We start from the raw sequence: 15,847 nt of genomic DNA on the forward strand, positions 1-15,847 counted from the left end.
ATTTTGTTCTGACGGAAGGCAATTGAGAAACTATAATACCGTACAATCTATACCCTCTCTCATGCTATCCTCTCTCCCTGACCTGAAAATAACGTACGATTCAGCCTCTTTCTTATGCTATCCTCTCTCCCTGACGTGAAAATAACGTACGATTCAGCCCTTTTCTTATGCTATTCTCTCTCCCTGAACTGAAAATAACATACGATTCAGACCTTTTCTTATGCTATCCTCTCTCCCTGACCTGAAAATAACGTACGATTCAGACCTTTTCTTATGCTATCCTCTCTCCCTGACGTAAAAATAACGTACGATTCAGCCCCTTTCTTATGCTATCCGCTCTTCATGACCTGAAAATAACGTACGATTCTGCTATTTTTATACACTATCTGCTCTCACTGGCATAAAAATACCATACGATTCAACCTCTTTCCAGCGCTATAAACTCTCACTGACATGAACATAGCGTACGATTCTGCCACCTTCTTTCCGCTGTCATCACGCCTGTTTATAAATAGCAAACACAAAAAACTCCAATCCCAATCGATTGGAGTTTTTTTTCAGTCTCTCTTAAACACACTTTTTCCCATTCTTCTCACAGGCTTTAATTGCATTGATTTCTCCTCCGATCAGGATGGCAAAGCCTGATAAATACAGCCACATGATCAGCACGATGACGCCCCCGATACTTCCGTATGTAGCATTATAATTCCCGAACTGCGAAACATAAAAGGCAAATCCGAGAGAAATCACTTGCCAGATGACAGTGGCGACGATAGCTCCGAAGTACACACTTTTCAATGTCATATCCTCATTAGGTGCAAGATAGTAGAGAACCATCAGCACCGCACACATCATGAAAAATGAAATAATGAATCTCAGGACGTTTAAGAAAATCTCATTTTCGCTCACGACAGAAAAGTAGTTGCCGACAAATTCTATAATGGCACTTCCGAAGATCGGGAGGACAAGTGTCAGCGCAAACGTCAGGACAAGTCCCACCGTCATAATGATGGCCTGGAGGCGGATTTTCCAGAACGGCCTCGTTTCCTCGACAATAAACGCTTTGTTCAGTGAACGGATTAAGGCGTTGGTAGCATTAGAAGCAGACCAGAGGGCCGCTAGAAGTCCGAATGAAAGCAGGCCCCCGTTTGGCTCATTTATCAGACCGGTCAAGTGGTCCGTCAGCATGGATCCCGCCTCAGCCGGGGCATATTGCTTAATAACGTCCACGATTGTCGCTGTCTCAATCTGCAGGTATGGAAGCAGTGCTACAAGAAAAATCAGCAGCGGAAATAATGAGAGCAGGAAGAAATGGGACAGGACGGCTGCCTGATCCCCAGTTTCATGCAGCTGAATGCGTTTTATCAGTTCTTTTATCATTGTGCAGCACCTCCAATTGTAGTATTCTATTTTCCTAAAATCCTGCAATTGAAACCACATGTTTGCTTGCTTGTGAAACGTGGTATTCCTACAATTAAACGCATAAGGAGCATGTTTATGAAAAACGAAGCACAAGAGCGCCTGTCCAAATCATTCATTATGTACTCCATCCTTCTCATCGGCGCATGCTGTTTTGTCTTTATCGAATTTGCCGATGAAGTCATAGAAATGGAACTTAAATCCTTTGATACTCCTTTCATTCAATACATACATGGCCTTCGGACTCCTTGGTTTGGCGAAATCATGTCCGCCATAACCTCCCTCGGATCTGTAACAGGCATTATGATCGGCATGTCCATTGCCCTGATCTTTCTTTTGATTGCCAGGCAATGGTGGGAAGGTCTGTTTCTGATCGTATCAGTATCCGGCTCGTCTCTTCTGAATTATTACTTGAAATGGCTGTTTAAAAGAGACCGCCCGACTTTTAACCCGCTTTTAGAGGAGAGCGGGTACAGTTTTCCAAGCGGCCATTCCATGGTTTCCTTTTCCTTTATCGGCATCTTAGCCTACCTGCTGACGACCATGGTCAGAAAAAAAAGCGTGAAAGTCCTGATTCTGGTCCTGTCGATGCTTCTCATTCTATTAATAGGCTTCAGCCGCATCTATTTGGGTGTTCATTATCCAAGCGATGTGATCGCAGGATTTGCAGCAGGCTGCGCCTGGCTTGTGATTTGTATCGCAGCATTAAAATACAAGCTTCAGCGATAACAAAAACAGGGACTCCCTTCATTGGGTAGTCCCTGTTTTTGTTAAATAATCAGTCTGCGGTTTTGACATAAATCAAATGATCCGTCCACTCACCGTTTTCGTATATAAAACCTTTTCGCGTGCATTCGTATGCCATGCCTGCACTTTGGGCCAGTTTGATTGAAGCCGTATTATCGAGGTTGATATGGGCTTCGATGCGGTGGAATTTCAACTGGTGAAAAGCCATGGAAAGAGCTTCTTTAACCGCTTCGCTGCCGTATCCCTTTTTCCAATGCTGATTATGCATGGTATACCCGATCCGTCCCCACTGAAAATCATCTCTTGCCAAGGTTGAAAAATCAACCGTGCCTATGTTTCTGCCGTCCGATTTCCTGAAAATATCAAAAACATGAGCGGTATCCGAAAGTGCGAGCCTTTGATACTTGTCTACAAGCTGATGAAACCACTCCCGTGTGCATTCACTCATATCTATTTTCCCGCTGTCGTGCCGGTTTAGTGATGGATGACGTGCTTCAAATTCATTCAGCCAGTTCTCATAATCTTCTTTTTGCAATGGTCTTATGATTAATCTTTCTGTTTCTGAAGCGATTTGAAATCCTTCCTCTGTCTCTTTCAATGCTGCAGCCCCCCTGCAAAGACTCATTCTGTGCTTTCCATTATTTCTCTATTTAAGTTTATCACAGGCTTCCGCATTAGTTTTACAAAAAAAAAAACAAACCCCCACCAGGATTTGTGTTCTTCATTCTGTTTTTTATATCCACCCTCTGAACCGTGATGCTTCAGCCATTTTCCGGCTGCCGATCATGTAGGCGGCAAGTCTCATGTCAACTCTGTGAATGAGTGCAGTCTGAAACGTGTTTTCAAACGAATCGACCATGACCCTCTGCAGACGTTCTGCGACTTCTTCCTCGGTCCAGTAATACCCCTGATTGTTCTGCACCCATTCGAAGTAGGAAACGGTTACCCCTCCTGCACTTGCCAAGACGTCCGGAACGAGCAGGACTCCGCGCTGTGTGAGGATTTTTGTAGCTTCAATCGTCGTCGGCCCGTTTGCTGCTTCTACGACGATGGATGCTTTAATCTTACTGGCGTTTTCAGCCGTGATCTGGTTTGAGATAGCTGCCGGCACAAGGATGTCGCAGTCGAGCTCAAGCAGCTCTTTGTTTGTGATCGTATCTGTAAAAAGAGTTGTGACCGTGCCAAAGCTGTCGCGGCGGTCAAGCAGGTAGTCAATATCAAGCCCGTTTGCATCATGCAGCGCTCCGTAGGCATCAGATATACCGATGACTTTTGCCCCTGCATCATGCATGAATTTGGCGAGGAAACTGCCTGCGTTGCCAAAGCCCTGAATGACTACGCGGGCACCGGCAAGGCTGATGCCTTTTTTCTTTGCCGCTTCTTCGATGCAGATTGTCACTCCCCTTGCTGTTGCCGTTTCTCTTCCGTGGGAACCGCCAAGGACAAGCGGTTTGCCTGTTATAAAACCCGGTGAATCAAACTCGCGCAGTCTGCTGTATTCATCCATCATCCACGCCATGATCTGGGAGTTTGTAAACACATCCGGGGCTGGGATATCTTTTGTAGGACCTACAATCTGGCTGACGGCACGGACATATCCGCGGCTCAGTCTTTCAAGCTCCTTTAATGACATTTCTCTCGGGTCGCAGATAATGCCGCCTTTTCCGCCGCCGTACGGCAGGTTGACTATGCCGCATTTTAAGCTCATCCAGATGGAAAGGGCTTTTACTTCATCTTCATTTACTTCCGGATGAAAGCGCACGCCGCCCTTTGTCGGACCGACGGCATCGTTGTGCTGGGAACGGTAGCCTGTAAACACTTTGACCGAGCCGTCGTCCATCTGAATCGGTATGCGGACAGTGAGCATTCTCACAGGCTCCTTCAGCAGCTCATAAAATTCTTCTGAGTAGCCTAATTTTCCCAAAGCCTCTTTGATGATTGTCTGCGTCGACTGAAATAAATTCAAGCTTTCTTTTTCTTTATCTGCCTGTTGTACGTCCTTAATAATCCCCATGATTCCACCCCATTGATATGATAATAGCTTTTTATTTAGATAGTACTCTTGTAATTCTTTCAATTGCCCACTGGAGATCATCTTCTGAAATCACAAGCGGAGGTGCAAAGCGAATAACCGTCTCATGCGTCTCTTTGCAGAGCAGGCCTTCTTCTTTTAATTTTTCGCAATACGGACGCGCCGGTACAGTCAGTTCCACCCCAATAAATAAACCTCTACCGCGGACTTCCTTAATGAGAGGATTTTGTATTTCTGCAAGCTTCTCTTTAAAATAAGCTCCCAGTCTCAGTGAACGCTCTGACAGCTTCTCCTCTTCCAGCACCTCAAGAGCAGCCACCGAAACAGCACATGCCAGCGGATTTCCTCCAAACGTGGAACCGTGTGATCCCGGGTTGAAAACACCGAGTATGTTCTTATTTGCGGCCACACATGAAATCGGGAATACCCCGCCACCAAGTGCTTTGCCCAAAATGTACATATCAGGAGCAACATCTTCCCAGTCACATGCAAATGTTTTTCCCGAACGGCCAAGACCTGACTGGATTTCATCGGCAATAAACAGGACGTTTTGTTCCTGACAAAGCATGGATGCCTGCTTCAGGAATCCATCAGGCGGAATGACAATCCCTGCTTCTCCCTGAATCGGTTCAATCAAGAATGCTGCCGTATTAGGCGTAATCGCTGCTTTCAATGCCTCAAGATCTCCGTAAGGAATCAATTTGATGCCGGGCAGCATTGGACCAAAGCCGCGCTTGTATTCTTCTTCTGATGACAGGGACACGGCTGACATTGTACGGCCGTGAAAATTTCCGATGCATGCGATGATCTCAGCACGGTTTTCTTCCACGCCTTTCACGTCATATGCCCATCTGCGTGCAGCTTTGATTGCTGTTTCTACTGCTTCAGCTCCCGTATTCATCGGCAGAACCATCTCTTTTCCCGTCAGCTTTGCCGTCATTTCATAAAAAGGCCCAAGCTGGTCGTTGTGAAAAGCACGGGATGTCAGGGTGATTTTATCCGCCTGATCTTTCAGGGCTTTAATAATTTTTGGATGCCTGTGACCCTGATTCACAGCAGAGTAAGCACTCAGCATATCCATGTACTCATTGCCTTCAGGATCCTTAACCCATACCCCACACGCTTCCGAAATAACGATCGGCAGCGGATGGTAATTGTTTGCTCCAAACTTGGATGTCTGCTGGATCAGTTCCTGTGATTTTGTCAAAGTTGTCATCTTGTTTCCTCCTTCATACTTTCATTACACATGTAGATGCAAGTTTTGTGCCAACTTAGAAAAGCGGAGCCGACTGTTTAGGCCTGACAGGCAGAAAAGAAATCACCGGAAAAGTCCGGGTTTGACTTTTTCGGGGATTTTGTTCTGACGGAAGGACTAGGAGGCGGAGCTAGACAATATGAAAAGTATAAAACTAAATTTTGCAATTAGTATTGAAAGACGAGAGAAAACGGCTTTTGAATGCAAACTTTTTTTGCATTGCCAATATTCTTTGCATTCAAAACGCAAAATATTTTTGCGCATCATAGAGAATGAGAGTAAAATAGAAGAAAAAACTGGAGCACAATCATGGATAAAAACAAGGAATACATGCAGCTTTTCATGGAAGCCATCATCGATGAAATAGATGTCGGGCTCCATGTGATAGACAAAAACGGCACCACCATTCTCTACAACAAAAAAATGTCCCAGCTTGAATCTATGGACAGTAAAGACGTCATGCACAAAAACCTTCTTGATGTGTTTATGTTTTCAAAGGAAGGAAGCACGCTTGTGCAGGCGCTCCAAAACGGCACGGAAACAAAGAACAGCAAGCAGACTTATTTCAATAACAAAGGCAAGGAAATTACAACGGTCAATAACACCTTTCCAATAAAAAATGGCCATGAAATTATTGGCGCGGTCGAAATCGCCAAAGACATGACCAAGATCGAAAGTCTGATGAAGAACACGATGAAAGGAAGAAGCAAAACATCTTATACGTTTGACAGCATCATCGGGGAAGGTTCTGCTATAAAAGATGTGATTGAGGGGGCAAAACGGGCGACACGGACAACCTCCTCTGTTCTGATTGTCGGCGAAACCGGCACAGGGAAAGAGCTGTTCGCTCAAAGCATACATAACGGAAGCAGCCGTTCTGCCGCCCCGTTTATTTCCCAGAACTGCGCCGCTCTTCCGGACAATTTGATCGAAAGCCTGCTGTTCGGCACAAAAAAAGGCGCTTTTTCGGGTGCAGTTGATCATCCGGGTTTGTTTGAACAGGCAGAAGGCGGCACGCTGCTGCTTGATGAAATCAACTCATTGAATCCAAACCTACAGTCCAAGCTGCTTCGGGCTTTGCAGGAGAGAACGATTAGAAGAATCGGGGATACGAAAGACACGCCGATTGATGTGAGGATCATCGCAACAATCAACGAAGATCCTATTGAAGCCATCACAAAAGATCGGATCCGTAAGGACCTTTATTACCGATTAAGCGTTGTCACTGTTTTTGTTCCGCCTCTGAGAGACAGAACAGAAGATATTCCTCTGCTGATCCAGCGCTTTATCAGGAAATATAATGAGCTGTTCCAAATGGAGGTTAGGCGCGTTGATCAGGAGGTCATGGACATGCTGATCACGTATGACTGGCCCGGCAATGTAAGAGAGCTGCAGCACATGATTGAAGGCGCAATGAATGTGATGGCAGATGAAGAGACAATCCGCTTCAGCCACCTTCCCATGCACTTTCGCTCCAGATCATTTGCGAGGACACCTGCCTCTGTGCCGCCCCTTGAGGTTGAGGTACACCGAGAGGAAGAGACAGAATCCATACAGCTGAAAGAGTATTTGGAGCGGACAGAAGCAAGCTATATCCGTTCTATGCTGAAAAAAAACCGCGGCAACATCACAAAAGCCGCATCAGATGCCGGGCTGAGCCGCCAGAGCCTGCAGTACAGGATGAAGAAGCTTGGTATACACGCATAAAAAAACTTTCGGGTGATCTTGACGGTTACGTTTCGAAATGCAAAATAGAAAGGACTTGCACACCATCGCCAGCTAAGATGGTGTGCTTCTTGTACTGCGATCCAAGAACAAAAGCGCAAGCGCCAAGGCCCGCTCCGATAGGCAGATAAGAATTCGGCGGAAAAGTCCGGTTTTGACTTTTTTGACGGATTTGTTCTGACAGAGGATCTAGGCGCTTACGCTTGCCGATGATAACTTTGTTATGTTATCCACAGCCCATTATTCTTTATAATTTTCTAAACAACAAAAAAGCGATTTGGAAAAATTCCAAATCGACTGTTTTATCCTATTCCTTTTCAGGTTTCTTATTTAGAATAAAGCGAAGTTCATTAATATCATCATCAGATAGTGTATCTTCCTGAATGAATTGGACAAGCATGGATTTCAGGGTGCCTCCATAGATGCGGTTGATAAATGATTCAGTTTCGGCACGCTGGCACTCTTCCTGTGTATAAAGCGGGTAAAAGGTGTAGATTCTTAAATTTTTATTGACGCCCACTACATCTTTTTGGACCAGTCGATCGAGAAGAGTGCGTATCGTTTTCGGCTTCCAGTCGGTATTCTCCTGTAAGGAGGATATGATGTCACTCGCTGTTTGAGGGGCTTTTTCCCAAAGCACGTTCATGATTTCCCATTCTGATTCTGAAATACTAGGTATGTTTTTCTCCATATTTCACCCCTCCATTTCCTTTATAGATTCCTAAATCCCGTAAGATTGATAATGTAATTTCTGACGCCTTGCTTCCTGATGAATCAACATTGTTTTGTATATTGGCAGCAAAGAAATAAGTATTGTTCTTCGTCTCTACATAACCGATAAACCAGCCATTGATGTTTTTTCCATTCACTGTTCCTGTACCTGTTTTTCCCGATAGGCGTGCATCTTCATTCTTTTCTATGAGCAGTGCATCTTTAACAGTTTGGATATGCATTTGCTCATATCCAAATTGGTTGTGATAAAAGGATTGCAGAAGTTGGACTTGTTCGACTGGAGAAATTTTCAATGAGGATTCGAGCCAAAATTCATTTAATCCCCCAGATACATCTGAGTTTCCATAATTTATTTCTTTCAGATTGGATTGTATGATTTCAAATCCTGTTCTGCGATCTGCTTCTTGGAAATACCAGCTTACAGATTTTTGCAGAGCAGATGAGACATCCTGATCCTCATTCCAAGCGTCATAGGGCTGCTTTGTCCCGTCCCATACAAGAGTGGATTCTTCAGGTGAAATCACATTTGATTCTAGTGCGAATAAGGCACTGTAGATCTTGTATGTGGAATCAGGTGATACCCGCAACGTACTTTTCTCTTCGTTATAAATGCGATATTGCTTTGCATTCTCATCATATAAAACAAAGCTTCCTTCATACCCTTGAAAGAATTGATGTAAATCCTCATACATTGCTCCGTCATTATTAAAATAGTATCGGTCGTTTTCCGTCGCAAATGCAGAAACGAAAGGTAACTGGAATGTCAGAATGATGCTGGCCAACACATAAATAAAGATGCTTTTTCTTATTGGTTTTCCTGCGGAATGCTTATAGGCAGAAATGTGTTCAATTCGTTTTTTGATTTGAACCTTCGAACCGTTTAATTGCGTCACTAACTGCAGCTTGCTTGACCGCTTTGAAAGAGCCAGAAAATTAATGATTGTATGTCCATAATCACTAAAAGAATGATCATCCAGCAACTGTAAAACAGATGCATCACATGCAATTTCCCGATCGAATCTCATTTTTCTAAAAGCAAGCCAGATAAGGGGATTAAACCAATAAATAATTTGATAGAACAATATCACGTAATTTGTCAGCAAATCCTTGTTTTTATAGTGACTCAGTTCATGAAGAAAGATATACTCGTAATTTTTCAAGCTTAGCCAGTGTTCATGCTGAGAAGGTAAGACAATAAATGTCTGAAATAGTCCGAATATCATTGGCGATTGGACTCTTTTCGAACGAACAATCTTTATTGATTTTTTAATCTGCAGTCGTTTCTTGCATTCTTCGAAAAGCACGAGAACTTCGTGATCGGCAAACGCAGAAGAATCCTTCTTTATCCTGCTAAGTTCGATCAATCCGCGAACCATCGTAAAGGCAACTATAAGCACCCCCGAAACCCATAAACCCGCCACACTCATAGTAAGCAAAGACAGGTCCGGCCGGTTGACAGATTCAGAAAAATCTTGAATAAGGTTCAGACTCTGCATCGTTCCATTTTTTTCTGTATCAGAGCTGGGTGCCTTAGTCTGATATGTATCCCCACTGCTAAAGAGAGAACTAAAATTATACAAATCTGCCGGTATGAATGGAAGTACTAAAGACAATAAAAGAAACATCCACAAATGATAGGTCCATTTTGCTGGTAATTGTCTTCGGAACCATATCCGGATAAGCAGAATAACCATGACGGAAAATGAAGACACCAGCAGACCTATTATAAACAAAGTTAAAGACATGTCTTTCAATACCACCTCTCATGACTATAAATTTTTTAAAAAAGGAAAATAGGATATTTATAGTGGCTTGATGGCAAAAAAATAAAGTATTGACTTCGTTTGATTACACATGTAATACTATACTACAGATGTAGTCGGACTACAAATGTAATCATTTTAAAAGTCCTTGTATGAGAATAAATATTCAATTCGTACATTAGGAGGTCTTCATTCTACATCAAGAACAAAAGATAGGGTGCAAGAGTTAAAGAGGCGGTTGCTATCAGAGAAGCATACATAATAAATACTTTTTAGAAAGAGGTTGAATGTTAATGAAATCATTAAGCAATATTTATCGTACTTCATCTTTCAAAAAAATAGTGCCTGTTCTATTCCTTTCATGTGCAACGCTTATAGGTTGTTCAAACAATAATGTGCATACCGATATAACTAAACCCAAGGAACAAGAAAATGCCACTAATCATGATTTTGCTGAGCTTGAAGAAAAATTTGATGCCAAACTTGGTGTCTTTGCCCTGGATACTGGTACAAACCGGACAGTAACCTATCATCCAGATGAGCGTTTTGCTTATGCATCCACTCATAAGGCTCTGGCTGTAGGAGCCCTTTTACAACAGAAATCAATAGAAGACCTTAATCAAAGAATTACTTATACACGCGAGGATCTTGTTAATTATAATCCGATTACAGAAAAGTATATTGATACGGGGATGACTCTTAAGGAGCTTGCTGATGCTTCTCTTCGATACAGTGACAATACTGCCGGGAACCTTATACTCGAACAATTGGGCGGACCGGCCGGATTTAAGAAAGCACTGGAGGATATTGGAGATAACACGACAAGCCCTGAGCGTATGGAGCCAGATTTAAATGAAGTTAATCCTGGTGAAACCCATGATACGAGTACACCAAGAGCACTTGCTGCCAGTCTTCAGGCTTTTATATTGGGAGATGCACTTCCAACTGAGAAACGTGAACTTTTAATAGATTGGATGAAGAGAAACACTACTGGGGATGCGTTAATTCGTGCTGGAGTGCCGGAAGGATGGGCAGTGGCTGATAAAACTGGATCAGGATCATACGGAACGCGCAACGACATTGCGATCATTTGGCCACCAAAAGGAGATCCTATTGTGCTTGCTGTACTTTCAAGCCGTGATAAAAAAGATGCTGACTATAACGACAAGCTTGTTGCTGAGGCAACAGAAATAGTAATGAATGACCTTAAAGTCAATAAATAGATAAAAAAGAGGAACTCCATTTACAGCTGGAGTTCCTCTTTTTATTGTACTGAGTGGAACATGTATTGTTCTTATGCAGCCTCTTTTATGCTGCTTTTTCTAATCTCTGAAACAGTTTTGATTTTGAAATTTTTAAACACGATAGAGCCGATGAGCCCTGTAATTCCGCCGGCTAAGGCGCATAGTGCAGCTGCGATTGTAACGGTCATAGGATCATTGAAGCCGTACATAACAGCAAGGCCTGCAATCGGTGTGGCTGTTCCAGTCGCATCATTGACAAGACCGAAAAGTGAAACAACAACCCCTGCAGCGGCCCCGCCGAAGAAGTTCGTGACGTAAACAGGCACAGGATTCGCGGTAATAATGTCCGCCTGTGTAAGAGGCTCTATGGCAACGGCAATCGTTGTCCGTCTGTCGCCGAATTTCAGGCGGCTGAAAAGGACATAGTTCATAAAGGATGACCCGAAGACTGCAAGTGCACCGATTGCCATCGGCAGACCTGTTAATCCAAGCATGGCAGTAAGAGCCATTGAGCTTAGCGGCGCAGTGGCAACCACTGTAATGACTCCGCCAAGGATAATTCCCATCAGAACCGGATTGCTGTTGGCCGTTTCGGTAATAATGCCGCCAATGTTCAGAAGCGTCGCATCAACTACAGGAGTCAGACCGTTTCCGATGAAGCGGACAAGCGGCGCCGCCACAATGATTGTAACGAGCAAATCCAATCCTGCAGGCGTTTTTTTCTCAATCCATTTCACCAGAAACGCCACAACGTAGCCCGCAAAAAATCCCGGCAGCAAACCGAGTCCCGCACAGGATACACCAAGCATCAGGGCATAAACCGGCGATACCCCGAGCGCAAGTGCTACAAGAGCTGCAGCTGCAACTCCTCCCATACTGCCTGCGGCATCTCCCACTTCTCCGAGAAATTCAATTTTCAGGAGATCTCCCCCTACAAATCGCTGAAAGGCTTCAACCAAAAAGGCCGCCACAGCAGCGTTTGCCAGAGCCCCCATCGCTTTCATGCCCTTTGGAGCTTTATAGCTGAATAATGAAAATAAACCAAGTACGACTAATAAGAGCACTGTTCCTTTTACTAAATCCATCTGTCTCTCTCCCCCGGCTGAAAAAGAGCCCTGTTGCTCTTTCACGTAATCTGTATTCATTTCAATTAAAAAGCCCCTATTTTCCCACACCATCAGCCGCTAGACAGAAAGCATGGCAAAATAAGAGCATGGAAAGGACTCGGTCAATCTGAAAGACTTCAGACTGATGCATCCGTATGAACTCATTTTTTGCTGTACACACTTTCTTGTAGTCTGGCATTTTATCGGCTGCCAGGTAGAAACGTTCAGACCCTCTTACCTGAAATTATACAAGAATAAAAAATTTTGAATAATACGTAAAAGTATAACTCATAATGGCCCTTCTAACAACAGCCTGAAAAAGTTCAGAATTGTCTACTTTTTCAGCACCTTCAGTACCTCACCGAGATATGGATTGTCTTTGTTTTCAACTTTATAGGCGGCAAAAATGGTATTCTCCACTTTGCGTTCGGGAAACAGGATCTTTATTTTTCCTGCATGGAGGGAGTCCTTTATCAAATATTCCGGCAGAACACTGATCCCCATTCCCAGTTCAACTGCTTCAAGAATGGTTCGTAAATCAGGAAAAACGCAGTGAGGCTGAACTTCCGGCCGCTTTCCGAAGTGCACCCTGAAAAACCTCCTGATAATCGGGAGTTCAAGTCCATAACTGAGCCATTTCTGGCGTTTCATCCAGTCTTCAGTTGCCTCCGCTTCAGGATAACCCGCAGGAGCAACAAGAACAAAATGCTCGTCCTCTATTTTTTCATAATCAATTCCCGCTACCTGAACCTTCTGAGTCGTTAAAATGAGATCCGTTTCATCTTTTTGCAGAGCATCCAGGAGAGCCGGAGCCACATCAAAGTGAACCGACATCCGGATGTCCATCTCAGACAGCTTTGCTAAAGCTGCTTTTGTGAAATACTCTGTTGGCGATCCTATCCGAATCAGCGGCGCTGAAGATGCAGATGCTGAGGCATACCGGATCGACAGCGTCATTTTTTCAAGGTTCTCAATCAGCGGCACAAGCTTTGTGTAAAGTTCCTTCCCCTTCTCTGTCGGAATCATCTTCCGCGGAGCCCGCGTGAACAGCGGTTCGCCGACTTCGGCTTCAAGTGCTGCAAGGTGCTGGCTCATCGCAGGCTGAGTAAGAATGCGGGCTTTTGCAGCTCCGGAAACAGATCTGTGCTGGTAGATGCTGATAAAGCTCCGGTACCATTCAAAATCAATCATTTCAAGCTCTCTCCCTTTAGTTCTGTTATAAAAATTTTTATCGTTATCGCTATGAAGTATTCTTTTATTATAAAAAAAGGACACCGACGGACTAAGCGGTCGGTGTCTGGCTGCCGTTTGTTACAGTTTTCTCAGTTTGAGCACTTGCCGGCTTTCCATTAAATCTGCCGTATTTTTTCTGTAGGCCTGATAATGTGCCGAATCAATGTGCTGCTGCAGGGCCTCCGCATCTTTCCACGTTTCGTAAAAGACAAATACACGTTCATCTTCAGCAGATTCGTGAAGCGTGTATTCCATGCACCCTTCTTCAGCACGCGACGGGGCAAGCACGTTTTGAAGCTCTGCTCTCAGTTCCGCTTCCCTGCCTTGTTTGGCTGTTAATATCGCTGTGATTGTAATCTGTTGCATAACTGGGTTTCCCCCTTTGCCTTATTTTATTTTTGCAACAATTTTTCCTTTTACATGACGGTTAGAAAGTTCTTCAAGGGTTTGCGGCACTTCTTCGAGTGAGATGACTCTCTCAAGCAATGGGGAAACTTTTTTCTCGTCGACCATTTTAAGCAGCTCATCACCCATTTTTGCAAGATCGCGCTCTGAAATGACATCATCGTGATGATGAATAGCATTTAAAGCAATTTCATGGAAGGAGATAACCTTTGTAAATGGTTTCACACGGGAGTAATCAGGTGCTCCTGCAATGTGGGCGATGTGCCCGTTATAGGCAATCAAATCAAGTGAAGCAGTAGCATTGTCTCTTCCGACTGTATCAAGAACAGCGTCAACTCCCCGTCCGTCTGTCAGCTCCATCACTTTTGCTTTTACATCTTCTTTTGTGTAATCAATGACATGATCTGCTCCGAGTGAAAGCACATAGTCATGATTGCGTTCGGATGCTGTTGTAATGACTGTTTTGCCCGCCGCTTTTGCAAGCTGAATGCCAAAGCCGCCGACTCCGCCTGCTCCTCCGTGAATCAAGATTGTTTCTATGGCATTCATCGGAAGCTTGCGGAACAGCGCCTGATACGCCGTATATCCAGCTGTTGGAAGAGCTGCCGCTTCTTCAAACGTGATGCTGTCCGGAATGCGTGAAATTGTATGAGCCGTTGTCACGCCATACTCCGCATAGGCCCCTCTTTTGTTGAAATCTCCGTGATACACAACGCGGTCTCCCTTTTTCCATTGTGTGACACCTTCGCCAACCTCATGGATTGTTCCTGCTGCATCAAGGCCGAGAATGTGTGGGAATGTCCAGTTCGGGTTGCCGTTCGTTCCTGTTTTATAGTCGACAGGATTCAGGCCTGCTGCATGAATTTCAACTACAACCTCGCCCTTTTTTGGTACAGGTTTTTCTGTTTCTTCAATCTTCATGTTTTTCCATTCGTTTTTGCCGTTAAGCAGTAATGCTTTCATCATTTCTGACTCTCCTTATGTGTTAGTTCATCAATTAGTCTTTCCTGTGTTTTAAAAAAGTTCTTCTCTTTTTGCGGCAAGAAGAAACGAGACATAATAGAAGAAAACCTGTAAACCGCAGTTTACAGGCTTCCGCCGTGAATTAGCTCAATTGTTTAACGACTTCTTTTGCTACGCTGATTGTAGACTGCGGGTTTTGTCCCGTAATAAGACGGCCGTCAGCCTGAAGATGGTCTGTCCAGTTCTCAGCTGCCACAAATTTTGCTCCAAGCTCGCGCATGCGTGTTTCAAGAAGGAACGGCATGAAACGGTCAAGTGTTGTGGCTCTTTCTTCTTCATCTGTAAAAGCTGTAACAGCTTTTCCTGCAACAAGCGGCGTGCCGTCTGAAAGTTTAACTCCGACAAGACCTGCTGGACCGTGGCACACGGCAGCTACAATTTTGTCTGCTTCATACAGGTCACGGATCAATTCCTGAAGCTTCACGTTATCCGGAAGATCAAACATCGTTCCATGTCCGCCCGGAAGGAAAATCGCATCAAAAGCAGATGCATCTTTTACGTCTTCAAGCTTTACTGTATGTTCAAGGTATTGAGCTGTGTCGAGTATTTCCTGCGGAGTTTCCCCGCCTTCTAAGCTGCGTGCATCAACCGGCGCTTTTCCGCCAAGGGGACTTGCGACTGTGATGTCAAAGCCGGCTTTTTTAAATTCAACGTAAGCTTCTCCGAATTCGGAGAGCCAAAGTCCTGTTGCGTGATCCTCGTTCATTTTGTCAGCCGTTGTTACGGCCATTAATATATGTTTACTCATAATATGTTACCTCCTGAGTGTGTTGGTTTGTTTGTTTAACAATTCCTAGTTTAGCGCGATGTTATCTATAATACAAATTAGATATTTTTTGCTTATGTATAAATATATTTATCATTAGGACCCATTGCTTTCCGCTGCAGGCTGTTTTATGTATGTTCAATACAGATTTCAAATCGTACCCGTTCCTTTCCGCTCCAGGAACTTGCTTTCCGCGGGGAGTGCCTGAAGCTTCCTCGCTGCGCTTGCGGGATCTTCAGTGCCCTCTTCATCCCTTAGAAAAGCGGAAGCGCCCGTTTTGCTCCGGCAGTCAGATAAGAAATCACCCGAAAAGTCCGGGTTTGACTTTTTGGGTGATTTTGTTCTGGCAGAGGAGTTGGACGCTGCAGCTGGACAAGGAGTCAAGTTCCTTCCGCTG

Annotated in this window: 14 protein-coding genes and 1 riboswitch; of the genes, 3 read left to right on the forward strand and 11 right to left on the reverse strand. The window is 44.2% G+C overall.

What is annotated here, in order from left to right:
• Positions 1 to 567: 567 nt before the first annotated feature.
• Positions 568 to 1,380, reverse strand: a complete 813-nt coding sequence (locus tag MHB63_04680; GenBank protein MEK3805889.1) for a YihY/virulence factor BrkB family protein — start codon at positions 1,378 to 1,380, stop codon at positions 568 to 570.
• Between the two features lie 117 nt (positions 1,381 to 1,497).
• Here MHB63_04680 and MHB63_04685 point away from each other — a divergent pair, with 117 nt between their 5' ends.
• The gene (locus MHB63_04685) at positions 1,498 to 2,148 is read left to right on the forward strand and encodes a phosphatase PAP2 family protein (GenBank protein ID MEK3805890.1); all 651 of its coding nucleotides are present in this window, start codon (positions 1,498 to 1,500) and stop codon (positions 2,146 to 2,148) included.
• Positions 2,149 to 2,197: 49 nt separating this feature from the next.
• On the opposite strand, the gene MHB63_04690 is transcribed toward MHB63_04685, so the two are convergent.
• From MHB63_04690 to MHB63_04700, 3 genes are all read right to left on the reverse strand, one after another.
• A complete protein-coding gene (locus MHB63_04690; GenBank protein MEK3805891.1) occupies positions 2,198 to 2,791 on the reverse strand; it encodes a GNAT family protein in 594 nt (197 codons plus the stop codon).
• Between the two features lie 108 nt (positions 2,792 to 2,899).
• Positions 2,900 to 4,180, reverse strand: coding sequence for a Glu/Leu/Phe/Val dehydrogenase (locus MHB63_04695; protein ID MEK3805892.1), 1,281 nt, complete (start codon positions 4,178 to 4,180; stop codon positions 2,900 to 2,902).
• 31 nt (positions 4,181 to 4,211) lie between these two features.
• Positions 4,212 to 5,414, reverse strand: coding sequence for an ornithine--oxo-acid transaminase (locus MHB63_04700; GenBank protein MEK3805893.1), 1,203 nt, complete (start codon positions 5,412 to 5,414; stop codon positions 4,212 to 4,214).
• Positions 5,415 to 5,762: 348 nt separating this feature from the next.
• Here MHB63_04700 and MHB63_04705 point away from each other — a divergent pair, with 348 nt between their 5' ends.
• Entirely contained in the window at positions 5,763 to 7,160 is a 1,398-nt protein-coding gene (locus tag MHB63_04705) for a sigma 54-interacting transcriptional regulator (GenBank protein MEK3805894.1), read from the forward strand.
• Positions 7,161 to 7,485: 325 nt separating this feature from the next.
• On the opposite strand, the gene blaI is transcribed toward MHB63_04705, so the two are convergent.
• Together blaI and MHB63_04715 are read right to left on the reverse strand one after the other, a co-directional pair.
• Complete coding sequence (gene blaI / locus MHB63_04710) at positions 7,486 to 7,869, reverse strand: penicillinase repressor BlaI (GenBank protein ID MEK3805895.1); 384 nt, start codon at positions 7,867 to 7,869, stop codon at positions 7,486 to 7,488.
• Positions 7,850 to 9,655 carry a BlaR1 family beta-lactam sensor/signal transducer gene (locus tag MHB63_04715; protein MEK3805896.1) on the reverse strand — a complete coding sequence of 602 codons (1,806 nt, stop codon included), beginning with the start codon at positions 9,653 to 9,655 and terminating at the stop codon, positions 7,850 to 7,852. The genes blaI and MHB63_04715 overlap by 20 nt, the downstream gene beginning before the upstream one ends.
• Positions 9,656 to 9,966: 311 nt before the next feature.
• Between MHB63_04715 and bla the strand changes: the two genes are divergently transcribed.
• A complete protein-coding gene (gene bla, locus MHB63_04720; GenBank protein MEK3805897.1) occupies positions 9,967 to 10,896 on the forward strand; it encodes a class A beta-lactamase in 930 nt (309 codons plus the stop codon).
• Positions 10,897 to 10,967: 71 nt separating this feature from the next.
• Here the strand turns inward: bla and MHB63_04725 are convergent, their stop codons facing one another.
• The 5 genes from MHB63_04725 to MHB63_04745 all read right to left on the reverse strand — a co-directional run bounded on the left by MHB63_04725 (position 10,968) and on the right by MHB63_04745 (position 15,432).
• Positions 10,968 to 12,002 carry a PTS sugar transporter subunit IIC gene (locus tag MHB63_04725; protein MEK3805898.1) on the reverse strand — a complete coding sequence of 345 codons (1,035 nt, stop codon included), beginning with the start codon at positions 12,000 to 12,002 and terminating at the stop codon, positions 10,968 to 10,970.
• A gap of 189 nt (positions 12,003 to 12,191) precedes the next feature.
• A riboswitch (purine riboswitch) is annotated at positions 12,192 to 12,295 on the reverse strand.
• A gap of 61 nt (positions 12,296 to 12,356) precedes the next feature.
• Complete coding sequence (locus MHB63_04730) at positions 12,357 to 13,214, reverse strand: LysR family transcriptional regulator (protein ID MEK3805899.1); 858 nt, start codon at positions 13,212 to 13,214, stop codon at positions 12,357 to 12,359.
• A gap of 120 nt (positions 13,215 to 13,334) precedes the next feature.
• A complete protein-coding gene (locus tag MHB63_04735) occupies positions 13,335 to 13,622 on the reverse strand; it encodes a putative quinol monooxygenase (GenBank protein MEK3805900.1) in 288 nt (95 codons plus the stop codon).
• A 21-nt stretch (positions 13,623 to 13,643) separates the two neighbouring features.
• Complete coding sequence (locus MHB63_04740) at positions 13,644 to 14,624, reverse strand: zinc-binding dehydrogenase (protein ID MEK3805901.1); 981 nt, start codon at positions 14,622 to 14,624, stop codon at positions 13,644 to 13,646.
• A 142-nt stretch (positions 14,625 to 14,766) separates the two neighbouring features.
• Positions 14,767 to 15,432, reverse strand: a complete 666-nt coding sequence (locus MHB63_04745) for a type 1 glutamine amidotransferase domain-containing protein (protein MEK3805902.1) — start codon at positions 15,430 to 15,432, stop codon at positions 14,767 to 14,769.
• Positions 15,433 to 15,847: the final 415 nt, after the last annotated feature.

Source organism: Bacillus sp. FSL H8-0547 (assembly GCA_038002745.1).
GTDB lineage: Bacteria > Bacillota > Bacilli > Bacillales > Bacillaceae > Bacillus_P.